Here is a 20,636-nt window from a genome sequence, read left to right on the forward strand (position 1 = left end):
GTCCATACCATGACCGGAGATTCCGGCCGCGTACCGCCCCGCGACCGGGAGCGAGGCCGTCGACCGCGCGGGACGGCCCGGCGGCCTCACGGCAGGCCGGAGGGGCCCGGTCCGTCGCGACGACGGACCGGGCCCCTCGGCACCCCGGAGACCAGCCGGATCAGACCCGGTCGGCCGCGATCAGGACGTACTGGAAGGAGCCGTCCTTGTACGAGTTGATGAACGCCTCCTCGATGCCGGTGACCAGGGACGAGGTGGCACGCAGCTCCCAGTAGGGCAGCGTGTCCGGCGTCAGGTCGATCACGGCCTGCGGGACCAGCCGGTTGTCGGCCATCGCGCGCAGGTACTCGCGGCGGGAGTGGATGTTGCACTCGAAGTGCGCGTTGATCTGGGAGACCCACTTCGAGGGCTGGCCGTACCGCGGGTTCCAGCAGCCGGTGATGGTCACGTAGCGGCCGCCGACCCTCAGGAACCGGGAGTGCTCGGCGAAGAGGTCGTCCAGGTCGACGTACATGCTCGACTCGTTGTTCCACGAGGCGGCGATGCTGCCCTTCTCGAACGGCGTGTCCAGCATGTTGCACACCTGGGCGTGGACGTGGTCGTCGATGCCCAGCTCCTTCGCACGCCGGTTGCCGAAGTCGGCCTGCGTGGAGGAGAGGGTGACGCCCTCCACCTTGCAGCCGAAGCGCTGGTGGGCCATCACGCTCGAACCACCGCGCCCGCAGCCGGCGTCCACGAGCGTGTCCTCCCGGCCGATGACCCCCAGGTTGTCCAGGAGGACCTCGGTCTGCGCCGACTCCAGCCGGTGCAGCTCGGCGATCAGCCGCTTCTCGTAGGCGCCGTCCTCGGTGCTGCCGAGGGCGGCGTGGTCGACGTCGCCGATGCCGTAGTGGTGGTGGTAGAGCCCGTCGACGTCGCCCAGGCGCAGGTTGACCGGCCTGGCCTCGTCGTTCCAGTAGCGGGCGATGTCGCCCTGGTACGGCGTCGCCGGCGAGGGGATGAACGCGGAGGTGCCGGAGACGGTGGTGAACTCGGTGCTGGTCACAGATAATTCCATTTCTTACCAGAAATCGGGCAGGCTGTAGCGGTAGGTGTTGGTCTGGTGCCAGTAGTGGTTGCCGTCGACCCACACGGCCACGCCCCGCAGGAAGCGCTGCACGGTCGGGACGGGGCAGGCCGCGGCGAGGGCGGCGGCCTCGGCCTCGAAGTCGCGCATGAGGTCGTTGTGGACCTCCACGGCCTTCAGATAGCCCTCGCGGTCGGAGACGCCCTCGCGGTCGGCGATCACCACGGGCAGGTTGAGGTGCCGGCCGGGGCTGTCGAGCTCCTTCGTGTACGAGTACAGGTCGTTCACGATGGTGGTCGCGTTCCCGGCGAGCGCGAGGACGCGCTGCATGGCGGGCTGGGCGTGCAGGTCCGCCGGCAGTTCGTAGCCGCCTACGGTGTCCGTGATGGTGGGGCAGGGGCGGAAGTTGTTGAACTGGCGCATCGCCAGGTACTCCCACACCTCTGGCATGTGGTCCGTCTCCGTCCAGGCCGCCTCGGCGAGGTACCCCAGGTGGAGCCGTGCCATGTCGTGCCGGTACCGGTCGGCCTGGGAGGGGCTGGCCTGGTCGACGAAGTAGCCCATGGCGGAGCGGTAGGCGCGCCGCGGGGCGTCGGCGTGCAGCGACTCGGCCCACTGCGGCTGGTACTCGGCGGTCGTGTGGAGCGGGTCCAGGGCGGTGTGCGCCAGGAGGAGCCGTCCGCCGAGGCCGACGGGCGAGCCGCCGTGGTCCTCGCAGTAGCAGTCGTCGACGGCGTTCTCGGCGACCATCAGGCGGGTCGCGAGCATCAGGTGCTCGACGGTCGGGGCGTCGGGGTGGCACGCGACCATGTAGCGGCCGACGGAGAACCCGTCGAACTCCCCCTCCCAGTCGTCGGGGTAGAGCTGCACCTCGTCCAGCGCCCAGGCCTTGATCCGGCGGCTGACCTCGTCCACCCGCACCGGGTCGGGTTCGGGCACGGGGTGGTGGTAGAGCCCCGGGACGGGGCGCCCCGCGGCCGGCGCCGGGGGCTCCGGCAGGGCGGGCGCCCCCGCGCCGCGGGCCAGGGACAGCGCCGCCGTGCCCAGACCGGTGGGCCCCGGCAGGGCGAACCCCGGCAGGTGCACGGGGGGCGCGGACACGTCCGGGGCGGCCGGGGCGGCGAGTGCGCCGGAGGCGACGGCGGCGGCACCCGGGGCCGCGGGGAGGAGCGGGGTCACCGCGGGTGCCGGGGCGACCGGCGCGGGTCGGGGGGCGACGGGAGCGGGCGCGGCGGCACCGGGGGCGACCGGCGCGGCCCCGGCGGCGACCGGCGCACCGGCCGCCCCCGCCGCGGCCGTCGGGGCGGCCGCCGACCCGAGGACATGGGCGCCGAAGTGGGCGGCCGCGCCGGGCAGGCTCGATTGCAGGGGGGAGGGCCCTGGTTCGGGCATCCGTGTCTCCTTGCTGGGGGTGGGGGCGGTCCGGGGTGCCGGGCGCGGTCGATCGGTACGGTCCGGACCGTCGCGGCCTGCGGGGCGGCGGCCGCGGGAGAGCGCCCGGGTCGGATCCGGAGAGCGGCGCCGTCCGACGGCGGGCGGGGCTCGCGGCGTGCGGTACGGGCGATCACCGGACGGGGGGCCTTCGTGGGGGGCGACGCCCTCGCCCGGCGGTGCGGACGACCCGGCGTGCGGGCCGTCGCGCCTCTCGGCCGGGCCGCACTCTCCGGCTGCGGCCCAGGGTCCGTCGTCGCACTCCCGTCGTCGCCCGCGGGACGGACGGGAGTGATGCGCGACCCCTAGTGCCTGCGGGCGATCTCCACGTTCTCCAGCACGCCCAGCGCGTTCGGCACGAGGATCGCGGCGGAGTAGTAGGTCGTGACGAGGTACGACATGATCGCCTGCTCGCTGATGCCCATGAAGCGCACCGAGAGGCCGGGCTCGTACTCCTCCGGAAGGCCGGTCTGGCGGAGGCCGATCACGCCCTGGTTGTCCTCGCCCAGGCGCATGGCCAGGATCGAGCTGGTGTTCTCCTTGGTGATCGGGATCTTGTTGCAGGGCAGCAGCGGGACGCCCCGCCAGCCGAGGACCTGCTGTCCTTCGAGCTCGACGGTGCCGGGGTTGAGGCCGCGCGCGTTCCATTCGCGCCCGATCGCGGCGATCGTCCGGGGGTGGGCCAGGAAGAGTCTGGTGCCGCGGCGGCGGCAGAGGAGCTCGTCGAGGTCGTCCGGGGTGGGCGGGCCGGAGTGGGTCTGGATCCGCTGCTTGAAGTCGGCGTTGTGGAGGAGCCCGAACTCCCGGTTGTTGATCAGCTCGTGCTCCTGGCGCTCGCGCAGCGCCTCGATGGTGAGCCTGAGCTGCTCCGCCGTCTGGTTCATCGGACCGTTGTAGAGGTCGGCGACCCGGGTGTGGACCTTCAGGACCGTCTGCGCGACGGAGAGTTCGTACTCGCGGGGCTTGAGTTCGTAGTCGACGAAGGCGCCGGGCAGCGCGGCCTCGCCGACGTGGCCCGCCGACATCGCGATCTCGGCCTCCCCGTGGCGGTTCTGGCGCTGGAGCGGGAGCGAGCTGAAGGCCTCGATGTGGGCCTGGAGGGCGGACGAGGAGGCGAGCACCGCGGCGAACTCGGCGCGGGAGAGGGTGAGCAGCGTGCCGGCGGTCTCGGCGGTCGCGGTGTAGTCCCATCGGGCGTCGGCGTCCAGCAGGGCGTTCTCACCGAAGCGGTCGCCGTCGGCGAGGACCGCGACGGCCACCTCGTCGTCGTACTTGCCGAGCGAGGTCTGGTTGATGCGCCCGTGGGCGACGAGGTGGATCTCCTCGGCGGGGGTGCCGCGCGAGACGAGGACCTCGCCGGCGGCGAAGTCGCGCTGCACGCACCGGGCGGCCAACGCGTTCAGCACCTCGTCGTCCTCGAAGCCGCGCAGCAGGGCGAGTTCGCCGAGTTCGCGGGGGATGACCCGGACGCGGGCCCCGTCCTGCACGAACTCGATGCGCCCGTCGCCGACGGTGTAGCTGAGCCGCCGGTTGACCCGGTAGGCGCCGCCCTTGGTCTCCACCCAGGGGAGCATCCGCAGCAGCCAGCGGGAGCTGATCTCCTGCATCTGCGGGGCGGACTTGGCCGTGTGGGCCAGGTTCCGGGCGGCGGCGGTACTGAGGCTGGACTGCTTCGGGGTGTCCTGCTGTACGGCCGGGCCGGTGTCGACGGTCATGGAGCGGGCTCTCCTTCGCAGGGGGGTGGTGACCGGGGCGCGGGCGCACCGGTCGGTGAAGAGGAGGGACACGGGAAGGACGAGAAGGATCAGAAGGTCGAGAAGGCGGGTGAAAGCTCGGAAAGAGGGGTGAACAAGGAGGAAGGTCCGGGAATCCGTCCAGATCCCGGGGAACACTAACGGCCGTCGACCCGGGCGCACCCCACGAGTTCGAGGGCATTACCTCGAAGCGGCGATCTTGCTCCATTCGAGGTTTAACCCGATGATCTGCGGCATTCGGGCCACGTGGCCGAGAGCCCATGGTTCCCACCGCCGGGTCTCGCGCAGTCCGTTCGAGAGCGAAGCGTCCGTTCGATTCGATTCCGCCCGGACGCCCGCGCACCTCTCCGCCGGTGCGGCGCACCTTGCCGTACGGGGACAAAAACCCACCATCCGGCTAGATTCGGATTTCAGTCGTCTCCCGTCGCTCCAAGGGGTGGGCATGCAGGCCGGCGAACCCGCCGCAGAGGACCGAACCCCGCGGGAGCCGACGCCCGCTCGGGCCTTCGCCACCCTTCCGGCGCCAGGCGCGCCGCACGCCGTGCGGCGCGTCCCCCGCACCGGCTCCGGCCGGAGCCGCCCCCTCCCGACGTACGCCCCTCCGGCAGCTCCCCCCACGTCGGCCCCACGGAAGGCAGGTCATGTCGCACGCTGAAACCGGCCCAGGCGCCACCACCACCGGGTCCCCGCCCACGGCCAAACTGACGCTCGTCACGCTGACCGCGATGGTCGTCGGCTCCATGGTCGGCGCCGGCGTCTTCTCGCTGCCCCGGCGGTTCGCCCAGGAGACGGGGGTCGCCGGCGCGCTGATCGCCTGGGCGATCGCCGGCTTCGGCATGCTGATGCTCGCCTTCGTCTTCCAGGCCCTCGCCGTGCGGCGCCCGGACCTGGACGCCGGCGTCTACGCGTACGCGAAGGCCGGGTTCGGCGAGTACCTGGGCTTCTTCTCGGCGTTCGGCTACTGGGCGAGCGCCTGCGTCGGCAACGTGACGTACTGGGTGCTCATCATGTCGACGATCGGCGCGATCTGGCCGGCGCTCGGCGACGGCGACACCGCCCTCTCGATCATCCTGTCCTCGGCCGGGCTCTGGGCGTTCTTCCTGCTCATCCGGCGCGGGGTGAAGGAGGCCGCCGCGATCAACCGGATCGTGACGGTGGCCAAGATCGTGCCGATCCTCGTCTTCGTGGTCCTCGCCCTGTTCTACTTCGACGCCTCCGTCTTCGCCGACAACTGGGGCGGCGCCGACTACGCCGGCTCGCTGTTCAACCAGGTCCGCGGGACCATGCTCGCCACCGTCTTCGTCTTCCTCGGGGTCGAGGGAGCCAGCGTGTACTCGCGGCACGCCAAGCGCCGCGAGGACGTCGGCCGCGCGACGATCCTCGGCTTCCTCAGCGTCTTCGCCGTCTTCGCCTCCGTGACCATCGTGTCGTACGGGATCCTGCCGATGAGCGAGATCGCCGAGCTCCGCCAGCCCTCCATGGCGGGGGTCCTGGAAGCGGCCGTCGGGAACTGGGGCCAGGTCTTCGTCAGCGTGGGCCTCATCGTCTCCGTCCTCGGCGCCTACCTCGCCTGGACCCTGATGGCGGCCGAGGTGCTCTTCGTGGCGGCCAAGGACGAGGACATGCCGCGCTTCCTGGGGCGCTCCTCCGGCGACGACGTCCCCGTGCCCGCCCTGCTGCTGAGCACGGCCCTCAGCCAGGTCGTCCTCGTGGTGACGGCCTTCTCCGACGACGCGTTCAACTTCGCCCTCGACCTGACGAGCGCGCTCAGCCTGATCCCCTTCCTGCTCGCCGCCGCGTTCGCGGTGAAGATCGCGCTGCGGCCCGCGCAGGAGAAGGCGGTGGGCCGGTCCACCCGGGGCGAGCTGGTGGTGGCCCTCCTCGCCACGGTGTACACGGCCTTCCTGCTGTTCGCCGCCGGGCTCAAGTTCGTCCTGGTGTCCTTCATCCTCTACGCGCCGGCGACGTTCCTGTTCGTCAAGGCCCGGCGCGAGCAGGGCAGGACGCTCTTCTCCCCGCGCGAGCTGGTGATCCTCGCCGTCTCGGTCGCCGGCGCCGTCGTGGGCGTCGTCGCCCTCGCGGCCGGCTGGATCAGCCTCTGAGCCCGCCCCGCCGGCCGGCGCCCCTCCCCCGAACCCCGCCCCTCGCCCGCTCCTTCGCCTCCGTACCCGAAAGGCCCCGCATGACCAGCAACGACGCGCCCGCCCAGCCCGCGCTCGGCGTGTACTCCGAGGTCGGACGGCTCCGCAAGGTCCTCGTCTGCTCCCCGGGGCTCGCCCACCGCCGGCTCACCCCGACCAACTCGGACGACCTGCTGTTCGACGACGTCATGTGGGTGGAGAACGCCCAGCGCGACCACGCCGACTTCGTCGACGAACTGGTCCGGCGGGGCGTCGAGGTCGTGGAGCTGCACGACCTGCTCACCGAGACCATGGCCCTGCCCGAGGCGCGGTCCTGGCTGCTCGACCGGAAGATCGTCGCCAACGAGGTCGGCCTGGGCCTGATCGACGACACCCGCGCCTTCCTGGACTCCGTGTCGGCCCGCGACCTGGCCGAGTACCTCATCGGCGGGCTGGCGACCACCGACCTGCCCGACGCGTACCGCTCGGGGTACCTCTCCCTCGCCCGCGAGGCCACCGGGGTACGCGAGTACCTGATGCCGCCGCTGCCGAACACCCTCTACACCCGGGACACCACGTGCTGGCTGTACGGCGGCGTCACCCTCAACCCGCTGTACTGGCCGGCGCGGCACGGCGAGACCCTGCTCATGAAGGCGGTCTACCGCTTCCACCCCGACTACCGCGACGCGACCGTGTGGTGGGGCGACCCCGAGCGGGACTGGGGTCAGGCCACCTTCGAGGGCGGCGACATCATGCCCGTCGGCAACGGCGTCGTCCTGATGGGCATGAGCGAGCGCACCTCGCGCCAGGCCATCACCCAGGTCGCCGCCTCCCTGTTCGAGAACGGCGCGGCCGACCGCGTCATCGTCGCGGGCATGCCGAAGCTGCGCTCCGCGATGCACCTGGACACCGTCTTCACCTTCGCCGACCGGGACATCGTCACGCTCTACCCGACGATCATGGACTCGGTGCACACCTTCACCCTGCGACCCGGCGGCAAGCCGTCCGGCGTGGACATCACCGACGAGGGCGGCACCCCGTTCGTGGACGTGGTGGCGAAGGGCCTGGGGCTGCCGAAGCTGCGGGTCATCGAGACCGGCGGCGACGTGTACGCCTCCGAGCGGCAGCAGTGGGACAGCGGGAACAACGCGGTCGCCCTCGAACCCGGCGTGGTCTTCACGTACGACCGCAACACCCAGACGAACGCGCTGCTCCGCAAGGCGGGCGTCGAGGTCGTCACCATCGTGGGGGCCGAGCTCGGCCGGGGCCGCGGCGGCGGGCACTGCATGACCTGCCCGCTGATCAGGGACGCGGTCGACTTCTGACGGCGCGCCGGGACCCGGCACCGCGGCGCGGTGCCGGGTCCCGTGACGCTCCGTGAGGCCGGCCGGAGGGACGGGGTGGCCGGCCCGCGCGTCTCCGGGCGGTCCCGGTCAGGCGGCCGGGTCCGGGCCGGCCAGCTGCTCGGCCAGCTCGCGCTCGCTCTCCTCCGGCAGGGTGGTCTTGAGCACGGTGCCGCCGAACGGCTCGACCGCCGCGGCGAACCCGTCCTCGGCGAGTCGCGAGGCCATCACCACGACGGCGGACGAGCCGGGCGCCAGCAGCTCCTGGACCTTGTCGCGGAAGGCGTTGTCGACGCCCATCCGGTTGAGCCTGCCGATGAGCCCGCCCACGGCGGCGCCCACGACGCCGAGCCCCGGCGTCAGAATGATCATGCCGAGGACCAGGCCCCAGAGGGCGCCGGCGGTGGCCGAGAGCGCGGTCTCCCCCTTCCGCCGGGCCGGGGTGTCCACATGGGTCCTGCCGTCCTCGTCCACCGACACGACGGCGAGTCCGGTCAGCTCGACCGCATCGCTCTCCCCGAGCTCCTGCACCGCGGCGAACGCCCGGTTCGCGACGGCCTGGTCGTCGTAGCCGAGGACGATGAGTTCGGACATGCGGCTCTCCTCCTGTGTCAGTACCGCTGCGCCTTGACGAGCTTCGGGGTGAGCACCGGGTCGGCCGGCTGCCGGCTGATCACCAGCGGCTGCCTGCGTTCGCCCGGTTCGAGGTCCTCCTCGCCGACGAACTGCGTCTCGACGACCTTGCCCGAGGGGTCGAGGAAGTCGACCTGCACGGCGTACGAGGCCTCCTCGTCGGTGGTGTTGGTGATGTTCAGGACGACGGTGAGCACGCCGCCGGTCTCCGCGCGCGGCTTGCCCGTCATCGCCACCTCGTCGCCCGCGTTCCCCGGCGCCTGCACATCCTTCAGCTCCTCCTCGGCCTCCCGGCGGCTGCGCTCGACCTCGGCCCCGATGGACGCCTTGCGCTCGGCCTCGCGTGCGGAGGCGGAGGCCGCCGCGGAGGACGCGGACGCGCGGGCCGACTCGATCGCCGCCTGCCCGGAGGACGCGACGGAGGAGGGGAGTTCGCCCGTGAAGCCGGCCGTGTCGGGGGCGGTGGGGCGCTCGCTGACGGCGGTGCCTCCGGTGTCGTCGTCGCTGCCGCAGGACACGAGGCCGACGGCGCCGAGGGCCGTGACGACGACGGCCGCGGCCGCGCTCACCGCGCGTGCGCGGACCGGCCTGCGGCCGCGCTCCGATGTGGGGTTCACAGGATCCGTCCTCTTTCTCGTGGGCGTTCGTGGTGGGTCGGATGGTGTCCGGAGGGTGTCGACCGCGGGGCCGGTGCGCGGCCGCGGCACGGGCGTGGTCAGTACCGGAGGACTCCGGCGATGCGGCCCATGTCGAGCAGGGCGTCGTCGTGGACGAACTGGACCTCGGCGCCGGTGTCGAGGGCGCGCTCCACGATCTCGTCGACCATGTCGTCCCGGGTGCCGGGCTCGGCGGGTTCCGCGGGCTCCAGGTGGCCGCCCTCGTCGCGCACGACGGTCCGGTAGTGGTCCTCGACGGCGAGCAGCCGGACCCGGCCCTCCTTGACGGCCTGCCACACCTCGTCGATGCCGCCGGCGAACTCGCGGCGCCCCCGGGCGGCGTCGAGTTCGGCCAGGACGGTGGTGGCCGTGGCGGCCTCCCGGGCGGCGCGGGCGGGCTCGACGGCCTCGTGCACCGCGGCGGCCGGCCCCTTGGCGAGGCCGCCGTGGTGCAGGGTCGTGGCGCCCCGCGGGAGCGGCCCGGTGTCCTCGAGGAGCGCGACGGCGGCGGGTTCGCCGAGCACGTAGAGCGGTCGGGGGGCGAAGGCGAGGACGGCGCGCAGGGCCGTGTGCGCCTCGCGCAGGAACTGGCGGGTGGCCTCGTCCTGGAAGGTGCTCGGCAGATCGCCGATGCGCTCCTTGCGCTCCGCGTCCGGGTCGTCGAGGCCGCGGGTGAGCGGGAAGCCGTTGCCGGTGTGCTCGGTGAACCGTTCGGGGCTGCCGCTCCAGAGCGAGACGCGGTCGGCCGAGACCGCGAGCGCCCAGGAGGGCTGTTCGGCGGCCTGGCCGGCGACGAGGTTGCGGGTGAGGAAGGTGTCGGCGAGGACGACGCGTTCGGGGACCGACCGGCCGACGGTCCACACGTAGTGCTCGCCCGGGGCCGCGAAGAGGACCAGGCCGTCCTCGGCGTGGGCGAGGTCGGTCTCGGCCACCGCGCGGCTCAGCTGGTCGATGACGTCGGCGCGCCGCTCGCGGGGGATCGCCGGGTCCTCCTGGATCGCCTTCTCCGCCGCGGCCACCAGGTTGCGGAGCCGTACGGGGTCCTGGGCGTTGTCCGGCTCGCGGCGGTGCGTCGGCATCACGAGGGACACGGCGGGGTACGGGCGGGGCTGGCGCAGTTTCGCCAGTACGTCGCTGCTGAGCGCGGGGTCCATGGGGAGGCCTTCCTGGCGGGTTCAGGCGGTTCTGCGGGGCGGGCGGAGCGGGGAGGGGCCGGGCCCTATCCGGGTCCGGCGAGCTGCTCGGCCAGTTCCCGCTCGTCGGCGTCGCTGAGCGAGGTCTTGAGGACGGTGCCGCCGTGCGGCCGCATGGCCACGGTGAACTTGTCGTCGGTGACCTTCGAGGCCATGATCACGAGCGCCGCCGAGCCGGGCTTGAGGAGGTCCTCCACCTGTCGGCGGAACCGGTCGTCGACCCCGGACTTGCTGATCTTCCCGACGAGGCCGCCGAGGGCGGCGCCGGTCAGGAGCCCCACGCCGGGGAAGAGGAAGAGCAGGCCGAAGATGGCTCCCCACAGGGCGCCGGAGGCGGCCGAGACGCCGACGACACGGCTGTCGGTGTCGACGTGGGTGGCGCCGTCGGCGTCGACGGACACGATCGCGAGGCCGTTGAGGTGCACGACGTAGTCGCGCTGCAGCTCGTGCACCGTGTCGTACGCCTGCTCGGCCACCCGGGGGTCGTCGTACCCGATGACGATCAGCTCAGCCATTCCCGCCTCCTGGGAGAAGGGGCCGTGAAGTGTCATCGTGTCCCGATATGTCCGCCCTCGCGACTCGGTGATCCCTCGATGGGCGTACGACGGCGACCGCCGGGCGCGCGGACGCGCGACCCGGCGGTCGGAGCTCCGGTCGTCCTCCCGCGCACTCGGGACTCCGGTCGCCCTCCCGCGCGCTCGGCTACGGGCGGGCGAGCGAGGCCAGCTCGACGGCGATGGCCTCGCGCAGCAGGGTGCGCGCGTGCTCGATCCCGATGCCGCCGCTCAGCCAGCGCATGCTGAGGCCCTCCAGGAGGGCGGTCAGCCGCTCCGCGGCGGCGGCGAGGGCGGCCGCCGGAGCCATCGGCTGGACCTGCCCCAGGAGGGCGGCGACCTCCTGCACCCAGACCAGGGTGGCCCGGGCGAGGTCCTCGCGCAGGATCGGGTCGAAGACGGCGCTGGCCCGCAGTTCGCCCCAGGCCGAGCTGTTCTCCCGCACCTCGGGGATGTCCTGGAGCTCCAGGAGGAGGACCTCGTCGAGCTCCTCGCGCGGGCCGAGCGGTTCGGCGTCGGGGTCGCGCTGGTTGGTGTACCGCTCGGCGCGGTCGTTGATGAACTCCAGCGTGTGCCGCAGGATCCCGGTCCGGTCCTTGAAGTGGTAGTAGATGAGGCCGGTGGAGACGCCGGCCTCCGCGGCCAGTTCCTCCACGCGCAGGCCGCGCACACCGCGCCGGGCGATCACCCGGGCGGCGGCTTCCAGGATCTGAGTACTGCGAGACGACATGCCCCGAACCCTATCGGCTCCCCTCACCGGGCCCTTCGGCCGAGGTCCGCGAGGCGGGGGTGCCGACGGGGGACGTCGCACGGGACGGTCCGGGAGTGAGGGCGGTCGCACCCCGGCCCGGCGGTGGGCCTTCTTTTCGGATGCGACCGCACAGGGGAGCCCTGAGCGCCCGAGCGCACCCCTGCGCCCTGTCGTGACCCGTACTGCCCCGGCGCCCCCTGCCTCGACCGAGCTTGACTGAAAATCCAGTCAGTGCCCGAGTGGCGGCACGGCCCGCCCCCACGCACGTCCGGGCCGCCGGCCATCGCAACCCTCCGGTCGCCCGCATGCGGCCCAGGCCCGCGAATCCGGCATGCGGCGCGTTTCACCACGATCCGCCCGCCACCGCCGGATACTCTCGCCAGCCCATGAACGGAGCACAGCGTGTCCCATCCCGTCCTCACCCGCCGCACGGCCCTGCTCTCCTTCGCCGCCGTCGGCGGCACCCTCGCCTTCGGCGCCGCGGGCTGCGGCCCCGGTGACTCCACCCCCGCCGGTGCCTCCGGCGCCACCACCGGCCCGGCCACCGGCTCCGCCCGCCCCTCCGCCGCGGGCGGCGAGCGCCGCTTCGGCGCCGAGTGGGACAGCCACACCCGCACCTTCATGTCCTGGCCCGCGCTCACCTCCGTCTGGGGGGACGAGCTCCCGTCCGTCCGGGAGGACATCGCCCGCATCGCGCGGGCCGTCTCCGCGTACGAGGCCGTCGTCATGATGGCCCGGCCGGCCCAGGTCGCCGCGGCCCAGCGGGCCTGCGGCTCCCAGGTCGAGGTGATCGCGATGCCGGTCGACGACCTGTGGGCCCGCGACACCGTGCCCGTCTTCGTGGAGGACGGCGACGAGCTCGTCGGAATCGACTTCAACTTCAACGGCTGGGGCAACAAGCAGGAGCACACCAACGACGCGCAGGTGGGCCGGCTGCTGCTCCGCAAGTACGGCATCCCCCGCGAGGTGGCCCCCCTCGTCGCCGAGGGCGGCTCCTTCGAGACCGACGGCGAGGGCACGCTCCTCGTCACCGAGAGCTCGATCGTCAACGACAACCGCAACCGGGGGAAGACCCGGGACCAGATCGAGGACGAGCTGATCGAGACCCTCGGCGTCGAGAAGGTGGTCTGGCTCGCGGGCGTCCGCGGCGAGGACATCACCGACGCCCACGTCGACAGCCTCGTCCGCTTCACCGCCCCCGGCGTCGTCCTGCTCGACCAGGCCTTCCCCGGCACTCCCCCGGACTCCTGGTCCCGCTCGGCCGACCAGGCCCGCTCGGTCCTCAGCCGGGCCACCGACGCCCGCGGCCGGCGCTTCGAGATCATCGACCTCCCGCAGCCCGACCTCGACCGGATCACCGGCGAGGGCGACGACTTCGTCTCGACCTACGCCAACTTCTACGTCGCCAACGGCTCGGTCTTCATGCCCCGGTTCGGCGACCGGACCGCCGACGACCGCGCCCGGGGCATCCTCCAGGACCAGTTCCCCGACCGCGAGGTCGTACAGGTGCAGATCGACACCATCGCCTCGGGCGGCGGCGGCATCCACTGCGCGACGCACGACCAGCCGGGCAGGCCCGCCGCCTGACCGCCTCCCCTCCCCCGCCCGCCGAACCCCGTCTCTCCCCCTGGAGCCCGTCCGTGTCCGAGAAGCGACGTCAACCACGGCCCCCCGGCGGGCCGCTGAGCGCCGGGCTCGTCCTCCTGGCCGTCGCGGCGGCCGCCCTCTGCGGCCTCTGGCTCCAGTTCGGCGAACGCCAGGACCTGGACACCCGCTACACCGCCGGAGGACAGGCCCCCGACCGGATCGACATCGACGCCTCCGTCCAGCGCGTCGACGCCGCCGGCCGGGAACTGGTCCTGCGCCTGCTCGTCACGCCCCGCGGCGCGCTCGCGGAGGCGGGCGGCGTCTCCCCCGCCGAGAACCTGACCCTCCAGACCTCCTCGTCCGTGCGGGGGGACCTCACCTTCCCCGCACACAGCAGGATCGCCACGGTCGACGTACCGGTCGCCCTGACCGGCGGACCGATCACGGACTACCCCTTCGACGCGTACGACGCGGACATGGAGTTCGGCGCCGTGCAGGGCGGCGAGCCCGTCCCCGTCCGCATGACGCTCACCAACCGGGACGCCCTGTTCTCCCTCGCCGTCGACACCGCGGAGATCAAGGGCGCGGCCGTGTTCACCGCGGAGGTGGCGCGCTCCCGCAGCGTCCTCGTCTTCTCGGTCTTCATGATGCTGGCGATGTGGGCCCTCGCCGTCGCCGTCCTCATGGGCGGCCGGCACCTCGTGCGGCGGCGCATGGGCCTGACCTGGCCGGCGCTCGGCTGGATGGCGGCCACCCTGTTCGCCCTGGCCGCCTTCCGCAACACCGCCCCGGGAGCGCCGCCCATCGGCAGCCTCCTGGACTACCTGGCCTTCTTCTGGGCCGAGATGCTCATCGCCTTCTGCGTGATCGTGGTCGTGGTCCGCGCGGTGCGCGCGGAGGGCCCGCCGCCGCCGCGCGACGGCACCACCGCCTGACCGCCCGGCCGCGCGCCGCGACGGCCCCCTCGGGACCGGGACCCCGGCCGGAGGGGCCCTCGTCTGCCCCACACGGGCGGTACTCGCGCGGTCCGCGGAGTGTTCCCCCTCGGGCCGACCCCTCGCCCCGAGATAGTGCGGGACATGACGCACACCCCCCACTTCCCGCGCACGCGCGCGCGGTTCCGCAGGGCCCTGCTCTGCGCCGCCGTCCTCGCCCTCGCCACCCAGACGGCGGCCGTCGCCCCCGCGGCCGCCGGGAGTCCCGGCGGCCGCGGCTCCGACTGCGTGCGGACCCCGGGCCACCTCGGCGGCCAGGGACGAAGGGTCCTGGAGATCACCCGGCAGGCCAAGGAGGACCTCCGGCTCAACGCCGTGCAGGTGCGGGTCACGGTCGACGGGCGCGAGGTCCTCACGGACGCGCTCGGCGAGTCCATGACCGGCGTCCCGGCCGAGCCGGCCATGCACTTCCGGGCCGGCTCCGTGGCCTTCGCCCACATCGGGACGGCCCTCCTCAGGCTGGTCGAGGAGCGGCGCGTCCGGCTCGACGACACCGTCGAGCACTGGCTTCCCGACCTGCCCCAGGCGGACCGGATCACCCTGCGCATGCTGGCGTCCAACACCACGGGCCTCCACGACTACGTCACCGACCCGGCGTTCGGCGCGGAGCTGGGGACCCACCCGTTCAAGGCCTGGACCCCCGAGGAGCTGGTCGCGTTCCCGCTCCGCCACTCCTTCTGGTACGAGCCGGGCACGAGCTGGAGCTACTCGCACGCCAACTACGTCTACCTGGTCGAGGCCCTGGAGAAGATCACGGGCGTGCGGATCGACCGGCTGGTGCGGGAGAAGGTCACCGGTCCGCTGGAGCTCCGGAACACCCGGAACAACTTCACGCCCGACATCCCGAGCCCCGTCCTGCACGCCTTCACCTCGGACCGCGGACTGTACGAGGAGTCCACGTTCTGGAACCCGTCGTGGACGACCGCCCCGGGCGCGGTCATCACCACCGACATCTGCGACCTGGCCCGCTCGGCGCAGGCCATCGGCGCGGGCGAGCTGCTCTCGCCCCGCTCGTACCGCACCCTGCTCGACCCGGGCACCGTCGGTCTCGGCGGCGAGACGGCCACCTGTCCCGCCACGATCTGCCTCAAGCAGACCGAAGCCAAGCACTTCGGTCTCGGGGTCATCGTGGTCAACGGCTGGATCGTGCAGAACCCGTCGTTCTCCGGGTACGCGGCGATCCAGGCGTACCTCCCCTCCGAGCGGCTCGCCATCGCGGTCTCGGCGACGCAGACGGCCACCACCCCCGAGGGCAACCAGGCCGAGGTGGTCGCCGAGCGGATCGCGGCCGCGCTCGCGCCGGGGGACCCGCTCGCGATCAGCTGACCCCGTCCGCCCGTGCCGTCCCCCGCGGCACCGCCGGGGACGGCTCCGCGCCCCGATCTGAGTACACGTACTCATGGCCGGGACCGGGGCCCGGCGGGACGATGGCGCCGGATGCGGACGGGCTCGGAGGGGGCGGCATGAGCAAGGTCGTGGGGGTGTTCCTGGCGGCGGGCTGCGCGGTCGGCGCGCTGGTGCTGGCGTACGCGGTGGGCGCGCCGCCCGGAACGGTGCTCGCCGTGGGAGCGGGCGTTCTCGGGCTGCTCTGGCTCCTGCTGCTCCTCACCCTGCCGTGGAACCTGTACTTCCGGGCCCACTCGGTCCTCGCCGAGATCGCGATCAGCCGCGGCAAGGGCATCGACGTCCCCGGGGAGCGGGACGCCGAGGCGCGGCGCATCGCCCGCGGGATGCTGCGGCTCGCCGTCGCCGGGCACGTGGCGACGGCCGGCGCGGCGCTCGCCGTGGCCGCGGCGACCGGCCGCGCGGCGGGCTACTGGTTCGCCGGGTTCTTCCTCCTCAGCACGTTCTTCCGGCCGGCCGGGGCGTACTTCGGGCAACTGCGCGGCCGCCTCGGGGTGCTGCTGGAGGACGTGACGTTCCCGCGCGACGACGTGGTGGCCCTGACCGGGCGGGTCGCCGCCCTGGAGAGCGGTGCGACGACCATGGACAAGAGGACGGAGGAGCAGTACCGGGCCCTGGCCGAGCTGCGCCGCACGGTGGACGCCGTCGCGCTCTCCGCGCACCAGCGGGCCGACGAGACCGACCGGAGGATCGCCGCGCTGGCGCGGGAGTTCGAGTCGACGGTGAACCGCCTCACCGACAACGAGGAGATCATCACCGGGCTCAAGGCCTTCCTGAGGCTGCTCCGCGCCACCGACGCACCCGGCACGCCCGGGACCGCCGGGGGCGCCACCGCCCCCTGACGCCGTGCGCCGGAGTCCTCACACCGCGCCCGGTGCCGCTGTGCGAACGGTGTTACGGGCCGAGATCGGCCCGGGTGACACGGGTGTCATCGCTCTTGCGTACGGTCGGGGCTCGAACGGTTCCACAGAGAGGCGCCCCGGTGACCCGACAGGACACGCCGACCCCCGGGGGCGGTACGGCAGGTACGCCCGACCGGATCCGGACCGTCTGCTCGTACTGCGGCGTGGGGTGCGGCCTGCTCCTCGACATCGGCGCCGGACCCGACGGACGCCGCACCGTCCTCAGGGCGAGCGGCGACCCGGACCACCCCGCCAACCGCGGACGCCTGTGCACCAAGGGCGCCACGACCGCCGACCTGCTCGCCGCCCCCGGACGGCTGACCACCGCGCTCGTCCGCGAGGAGCGCGGTGCCGACCCCGTACCCGCCGACACCGAGCGGACCCTCGTCGAGACCGCCCGCCGGCTGCGGGCGATCGTCGACGAGCACGGGCCCGACGCCTTCGCGCTGTACGTGTCCGGCCAGATGAGCCTGGAGGCCCAGTACCTCGCCAACAAGCTGGCCAAGGGGTTCATCGGCACCCACCGGATCGAGTCCAACTCGCGGCTCTGCATGGCGAGCGCCGGCACCGGCTACAAGCTGTCCCTGGGGGCCGACGGCCCGCCCGGCTCGTACGACGACCTCGACCTGGCCGACGTCTTCCTCGTCATCGGCTCCAACATGGCCGACTGCCACCCCGTCCTGTTCCTCCGCCTGATGGAGCGGGTCAAGGCCGGCGCGAAGCTGATCGTCGTCGACCCGCGCCGCACCGCCACCGCCGAGAAGGCGGACCTGTTCCTGCGCGTCCGGCCCGGCACCGACCTCGCCCTGCTCAACGGGCTCCTGCACCTGCTGCACGAGAACGGCCGCACCGACCCCGCGTTCATCGCCGCGCACACCGAGGGCTGGGAGGCGATGCCCGCGTTCCTCGCCGACTACCCGCCGGCCGCCGTCGCCCGCGTCACCGGCATACCCGAGGCCGACCTCCGCACCGCCGCCGAGTGGATCGGCGCGGCGGGCGAATGGACCAGCTGCTGGACCATGGGGCTGAACCAGTCGACCCACGGCACCTGGAACACCAACGCCCTGGTCAACCTGCACCTGGCGACCGGTGCGATCTGCCGTCCCGGGTCGGGCCCCTTCTCGCTGACCGGCCAGCCCAACGCGATGGGCGGCCGCGAGATGGGCTACATGGGCCCCGGCCTCCCCGGCCAGCGCTCGGTCCTGGTGGCCGAGGACCGCGCCTTCACCGAGGAGCTCTGGGACCTCCCGCCCGGCACGATCCGCGAGGACGGCTCGGGTCAGGGCACCGTCGACCTCTTCCGGCGCATGGCGGACGGCGAGATCAAGGCCTGCTGGATCATCTGCACCAACCCGGTCGCCTCCGTCGGCAACCGCGCCACCGTCGTCGAGGGCCTGCGGGCCGCCGAACTCGTCGTCACCCAGGACGCGTTCGCCGACACCGAGACCAACGCCCACGCGGACGTGGTGCTGCCCGCCGCCCTGTGGACCGAGACCGAGGGCGTCCTGATCAACAGCGAGCGCGGCCTCACCCTCACCCGGGCCGCCGTCGACCCGCCCGGGGAGGCGCTCCCCGACTGGCGGATCATCGCCCGCATCGCCTGCGCGATGGGCTACGAGAAGGCGTTCTCGTACGACAGCGCCGAGGAGGTCTTCGAGGAGATCCGGCGCGCCGGGAACCCGAGGACCGGCTACGACCTGAGCGGGGTGTCGTACGAGCGGCTGCGCGGCACCCCCGTCCAGTGGCCGGCCGCGAGCGGAGGCCCCGCACGGAACCCGATCAGGTACGTCGGGGGGAACGGCGGCGGGCCCGGCACGGGACCGGTGTTCCCGACCCCGAGCGGCCGGGCCGTCTTCCACGCCCGTCCGCACGTCGACCCGGCCGAGATGCCGGACGACCTCTTCCCGTTCGTCCTCAACACCGGCCGGCTCCAGCACCAGTGGCACACCCTCACCAAGACCGGCAGGGTCGCCCGGCTGAACCGGCTGAACCCGGCGCCGTTCGTCGAGCTGCATCCCGGGGACGCCGCGCGGCTCGGGATCGCGGAGGGCGACGCGGTGGAGATCGTCTCGCGGCGCGGGAAGGCCGTCCTGCCCGCCGTGGTCACCGACCGCGTGGCGCCGGGCAGCTGCTTCGCGCCGTTCCACTGGAACGACCTCTTCGGCGAGGACCTCTGCGTCAACGCCGTCACCCAGGACGCCGTCGACCCGCTCTCCTTCCAGCCCGAGCTCAAGGTGTGCGCGGTGGCCCTGACGCGGGTGGCGGCCCCGGTCCGGGTCCGGGCCGCGCTGCCCGCGCCGGTCGCCCGAGAGGCCCCCGCGGCGCCGCCGACGGCCCTCCCGAGCGGCGCCCTGCCGCCCGGGCCCGCGGCCGCCTTCGGCCTCGGCACCGCCCCGCCGCCCGTCCTCTCCGCCGAGGAGCGGCAGTACCTCGTCGGCTTCCTCGCCGGGCTGGAGTCGGGCGCGCCCGGGGTGCCGGTGCTGCCGGCCGACGCGCCCTTCCGCGAGGACCGCGCCCGGTGGGCGAACGGGGTGCTGGCCGGCCTGTACTCCCGCGTGCCGTCGACCGCACCCGCCGTCGGCGCAGTCGCCGCGGCGGGCCGGGAGGTCGTCGTCCTGTGGGCCTCGCAGACCGGCAACGCCGAGGACTTCGCGGCGGCCGCCGCCGAGCGGCTCGTCTCGGCCGGCCACCGGGCCGCGCTCGCGGGCATGGACGGGACCGCCCTCGGGGCGCTGCCGCCCGCCGCCGACCTGCTGCTGATCACCAGCACCTTCGGGGACGGCGACGCGCCGGACAACGGCTCCGGGTTCTGGGACGCGCTGACCGCCCCCGACACGCCGCGCCTCGACGGCCGCCGCTTCGCCGTCCTGGCCCTCGGGGACTCCTCGTACGGCGACTTCTGCGGGCACGGGCGGCGCCTCGACCGGCGGCTGGACGAGCTGGGCGGCGTCCGCCTGGCACCGCGTACCGACTGCGAACCCGACTACGAGGCCTCCGCCCTGGCCTGGCTCGACCAGGTCCTGGCCGGGCTCGCGGGCGAGCAGGGGCCGCCGGCGCCCGCCCGGTCCGCCGGCTCCCCGGGGGCCGTACCGCCGTCCGCCGCTCCCCGGCGGTCCGGCCCGGCGACCACCCCCGCCCGCCTCGTCGGGAACCGGCTGCTCAGCCTGCCGGGCGCGGGCAAGGAGGTCCGGCGGTTCACCTTCGACACCCGGGAGCACGGGGCGCCCCTCGGGTACGAGAGCGGGGACGCGCTCGGCGTGCAGCCCGTCAACTGCCCGGATCTGGTGGCCGAATGGCTGGCCGTCACCGGTCTCGACGCGGAGTCCCCGGTGGACCTGCGCGACCGGGGGACGGTCGCCTTCGGCGAGGCGCTCCACCGCCACCTCGACATCACCCGTGCCACGCCCGCCCTCCTCGCCTTCGTCACCGAGCGGACCGGCGACCGCGAGCTCAAGCGGCTCCTGCGGCCCGACAACAAGGACGGGCTCGCCCGCTGGGCCTGGGGCCGGCAGGCCGTGGACGTCCTCGCCGAACACCCCGTCCGCGCCGGCGCGCAGGAGTGGGCCGAGGTCCTGGGGCGGCTCGCGCCCCGGCTGTACTCGATCTCCTCCAGTCCGCTCACCGACCCGCACCGGGTGTCCGTCACCGTCTCGGTGGTCCGCTACGAGAACCGCCGCGGGCGTCCCCGCAAGGGCGTCTGCTCGCAGTTCCTGGCGGACGCCGACTCCGGTGCTCCGGTCCCCGTGCACGTCCGGCGCGCCCCGCACTTCCGGCCGCCCGCCGACCCGTCGACGCCGATGGTGATGGTGGGTCCCGGCACCGGTGTGGCGCCCTTCCTCGGCTTCCTCGACGAGCGCCGCGCGCTCGGCCACCGGGCCCCGAACTGGCTCTTCTTCGGCGAGCAGCACCGGGCCACGGACTTCTACTACGAGGAGGAGCTCACCGCCCTGCTGGCCGACGGCACGCTCGACCGCCTCGACACCGCCTTCTCCCGGGACCAGCGCGCCAAGGTCTACGTGCAGGACCGGATGCGGGAGCACGGACCGCAGCTCTGGTCCTGGCTCCGGTCCGGCGCCCACTTCTACGTCTGCGGCGACGCGGCCCGGATGGCGAAGGACGTGGACCGCGCGCTCCGCGACATCGCCGTCGCGCACGGGGGCATGGACGCGGCGGAGGCGGGGGCGTACGTCAAGCGGCTGGCCGCCGACCGGCGGTACGTGCGGGACGTGTACTGACGCCCTGGGCGC

15 protein-coding genes are annotated in these 20,636 nt (G+C 73.6%); 7 read left to right on the plus strand and 8 right to left on the minus strand.

What is annotated here, in order from left to right; genetic code table 11:
• Positions 1-160: 160 nt before the first annotated feature.
• From ACY0MR_RS04060 to ACY0MR_RS04070, 3 genes are all read right to left on the minus strand, one after another.
• Complete coding sequence (locus ACY0MR_RS04060; RefSeq protein ID WP_388794691.1) at positions 161-1,057, minus strand: geranyl diphosphate 2-C-methyltransferase; 897 nt, start codon at positions 1,055-1,057, stop codon at positions 161-163.
• Between the two features lie 3 nt (positions 1,058-1,060).
• Positions 1,061-2,458 (minus strand): family 2 encapsulin nanocompartment cargo protein terpene cyclase, encoded by a 1,398-nt coding sequence (locus ACY0MR_RS04065; RefSeq protein ID WP_473559148.1) that lies wholly within the window; start codon positions 2,456-2,458, stop codon positions 1,061-1,063.
• Positions 2,459-2,802: 344 nt separating this feature from the next.
• Positions 2,803-4,212: a family 2B encapsulin nanocompartment shell protein gene (locus ACY0MR_RS04070; RefSeq protein WP_473559150.1), complete on the minus strand. Its 1,410-nt coding sequence runs from the start codon at positions 4,210-4,212 to the stop codon at positions 2,803-2,805.
• A gap of 680 nt (positions 4,213-4,892) precedes the next feature.
• Between ACY0MR_RS04070 and ACY0MR_RS04075 the strand changes: the two genes are divergently transcribed.
• On the plus strand, positions 4,893-6,353 hold the full coding sequence (locus ACY0MR_RS04075; RefSeq protein ID WP_404078758.1) for a basic amino acid/polyamine antiporter: 1,461 nt from the start codon (positions 4,893-4,895) through the stop codon (positions 6,351-6,353).
• Positions 6,354-6,433: 80 nt separating this feature from the next.
• Positions 6,434-7,696: an arginine deiminase gene (locus ACY0MR_RS04080; RefSeq protein ID WP_388794703.1), complete on the plus strand. Its 1,263-nt coding sequence runs from the start codon at positions 6,434-6,436 to the stop codon at positions 7,694-7,696.
• Positions 7,697-7,804: 108 nt separating this feature from the next.
• Here the strand turns inward: ACY0MR_RS04080 and ACY0MR_RS04085 are convergent, their stop codons facing one another.
• The 5 genes from ACY0MR_RS04085 to ACY0MR_RS04105 all read right to left on the minus strand — a co-directional run bounded on the left by ACY0MR_RS04085 (position 7,805) and on the right by ACY0MR_RS04105 (position 11,480).
• Entirely contained in the window at positions 7,805-8,308 is a 504-nt protein-coding gene (locus tag ACY0MR_RS04085; RefSeq protein WP_361854305.1) for a DUF1269 domain-containing protein, read from the minus strand.
• 17 nt (positions 8,309-8,325) lie between these two features.
• Complete coding sequence (locus tag ACY0MR_RS04090) at positions 8,326-8,964, minus strand: FxLYD domain-containing protein (protein ID WP_361854302.1); 639 nt, start codon at positions 8,962-8,964, stop codon at positions 8,326-8,328.
• 98 nt (positions 8,965-9,062) lie between these two features.
• On the minus strand, positions 9,063-10,157 hold the full coding sequence (locus tag ACY0MR_RS04095) for a baeRF3 domain-containing protein (protein ID WP_473559154.1): 1,095 nt from the start codon (positions 10,155-10,157) through the stop codon (positions 9,063-9,065).
• A gap of 65 nt (positions 10,158-10,222) precedes the next feature.
• Positions 10,223-10,711, minus strand: coding sequence for a DUF1269 domain-containing protein (locus ACY0MR_RS04100; protein WP_388794710.1), 489 nt, complete (start codon positions 10,709-10,711; stop codon positions 10,223-10,225).
• Between the two features lie 187 nt (positions 10,712-10,898).
• The gene (locus tag ACY0MR_RS04105; RefSeq protein ID WP_388794713.1) at positions 10,899-11,480 is read right to left on the minus strand and encodes a TetR/AcrR family transcriptional regulator; all 582 of its coding nucleotides are present in this window, start codon (positions 11,478-11,480) and stop codon (positions 10,899-10,901) included.
• 423 nt (positions 11,481-11,903) lie between these two features.
• On the opposite strand from ACY0MR_RS04105, the gene ACY0MR_RS04110 reads away from it, so the two are divergent.
• The 5 genes from ACY0MR_RS04110 (at position 11,904) to ACY0MR_RS04130 (ending at position 20,624) form a co-directional block, all read left to right on the plus strand.
• Positions 11,904-13,088, plus strand: coding sequence for an agmatine deiminase family protein (locus tag ACY0MR_RS04110; RefSeq protein WP_404078750.1), 1,185 nt, complete (start codon positions 11,904-11,906; stop codon positions 13,086-13,088).
• Between the two features lie 53 nt (positions 13,089-13,141).
• A complete protein-coding gene (locus ACY0MR_RS04115) occupies positions 13,142-14,023 on the plus strand; it encodes a DUF4436 domain-containing protein (protein WP_388794719.1) in 882 nt (293 codons plus the stop codon).
• 144 nt (positions 14,024-14,167) lie between these two features.
• Positions 14,168-15,409: a serine hydrolase domain-containing protein gene (locus tag ACY0MR_RS04120; RefSeq protein WP_473559156.1), complete on the plus strand. Its 1,242-nt coding sequence runs from the start codon at positions 14,168-14,170 to the stop codon at positions 15,407-15,409.
• A gap of 137 nt (positions 15,410-15,546) precedes the next feature.
• Positions 15,547-16,329, plus strand: coding sequence for a hypothetical protein (locus ACY0MR_RS04125; protein WP_473559158.1), 783 nt, complete (start codon positions 15,547-15,549; stop codon positions 16,327-16,329).
• A gap of 140 nt (positions 16,330-16,469) precedes the next feature.
• Entirely contained in the window at positions 16,470-20,624 is a 4,155-nt protein-coding gene (locus ACY0MR_RS04130) for a molybdopterin-dependent oxidoreductase (protein ID WP_473559160.1), read from the plus strand.
• Positions 20,625-20,636 lie beyond the last annotated feature (12 nt).

Source organism: Streptomyces sp. JN8 (assembly GCF_055808075.1).

What these genes read in the sequence shown, in the direction of transcription:
- ACY0MR_RS04080 (WP_388794703.1), top strand. Translation starts at nt 6,434, where the DNA reads ATGACCAGCAACGACGCGCCCGCCCAGCCCGCGCTCGGCGTGTACTCC.
- ACY0MR_RS04120 (WP_473559156.1), top strand. Translation starts at nt 14,168, where the DNA reads ATGACGCACACCCCCCACTTCCCGCGCACGCGCGCGCGGTTCCGCAGG.
- ACY0MR_RS04125 (WP_473559158.1), top strand. Translation starts at nt 15,547, where the DNA reads ATGAGCAAGGTCGTGGGGGTGTTCCTGGCGGCGGGCTGCGCGGTCGGC.
- ACY0MR_RS04105 (WP_388794713.1), bottom strand. Translation starts at nt 11,480, where the DNA reads ATGTCGTCTCGCAGTACTCAGATCCTGGAAGCCGCCGCCCGGGTGATC.
- ACY0MR_RS04095 (WP_473559154.1), bottom strand. Translation starts at nt 10,157, where the DNA reads ATGGACCCCGCGCTCAGCAGCGACGTACTGGCGAAACTGCGCCAGCCC.
- ACY0MR_RS04085 (WP_361854305.1), bottom strand. Translation starts at nt 8,308, where the DNA reads ATGTCCGAACTCATCGTCCTCGGCTACGACGACCAGGCCGTCGCGAAC.
- ACY0MR_RS04075 (WP_404078758.1), top strand. Translation starts at nt 4,893, where the DNA reads ATGTCGCACGCTGAAACCGGCCCAGGCGCCACCACCACCGGGTCCCCG.
- ACY0MR_RS04070 (WP_473559150.1), bottom strand. Translation starts at nt 4,212, where the DNA reads ATGACCGTCGACACCGGCCCGGCCGTACAGCAGGACACCCCGAAGCAG.
- ACY0MR_RS04100 (WP_388794710.1), bottom strand. Translation starts at nt 10,711, where the DNA reads ATGGCTGAGCTGATCGTCATCGGGTACGACGACCCCCGGGTGGCCGAG.
- ACY0MR_RS04060 (WP_388794691.1), bottom strand. Translation starts at nt 1,057, where the DNA reads ATGGAATTATCTGTGACCAGCACCGAGTTCACCACCGTCTCCGGCACC.
- ACY0MR_RS04065 (WP_473559148.1), bottom strand. Translation starts at nt 2,458, where the DNA reads ATGCCCGAACCAGGGCCCTCCCCCCTGCAATCGAGCCTGCCCGGCGCG.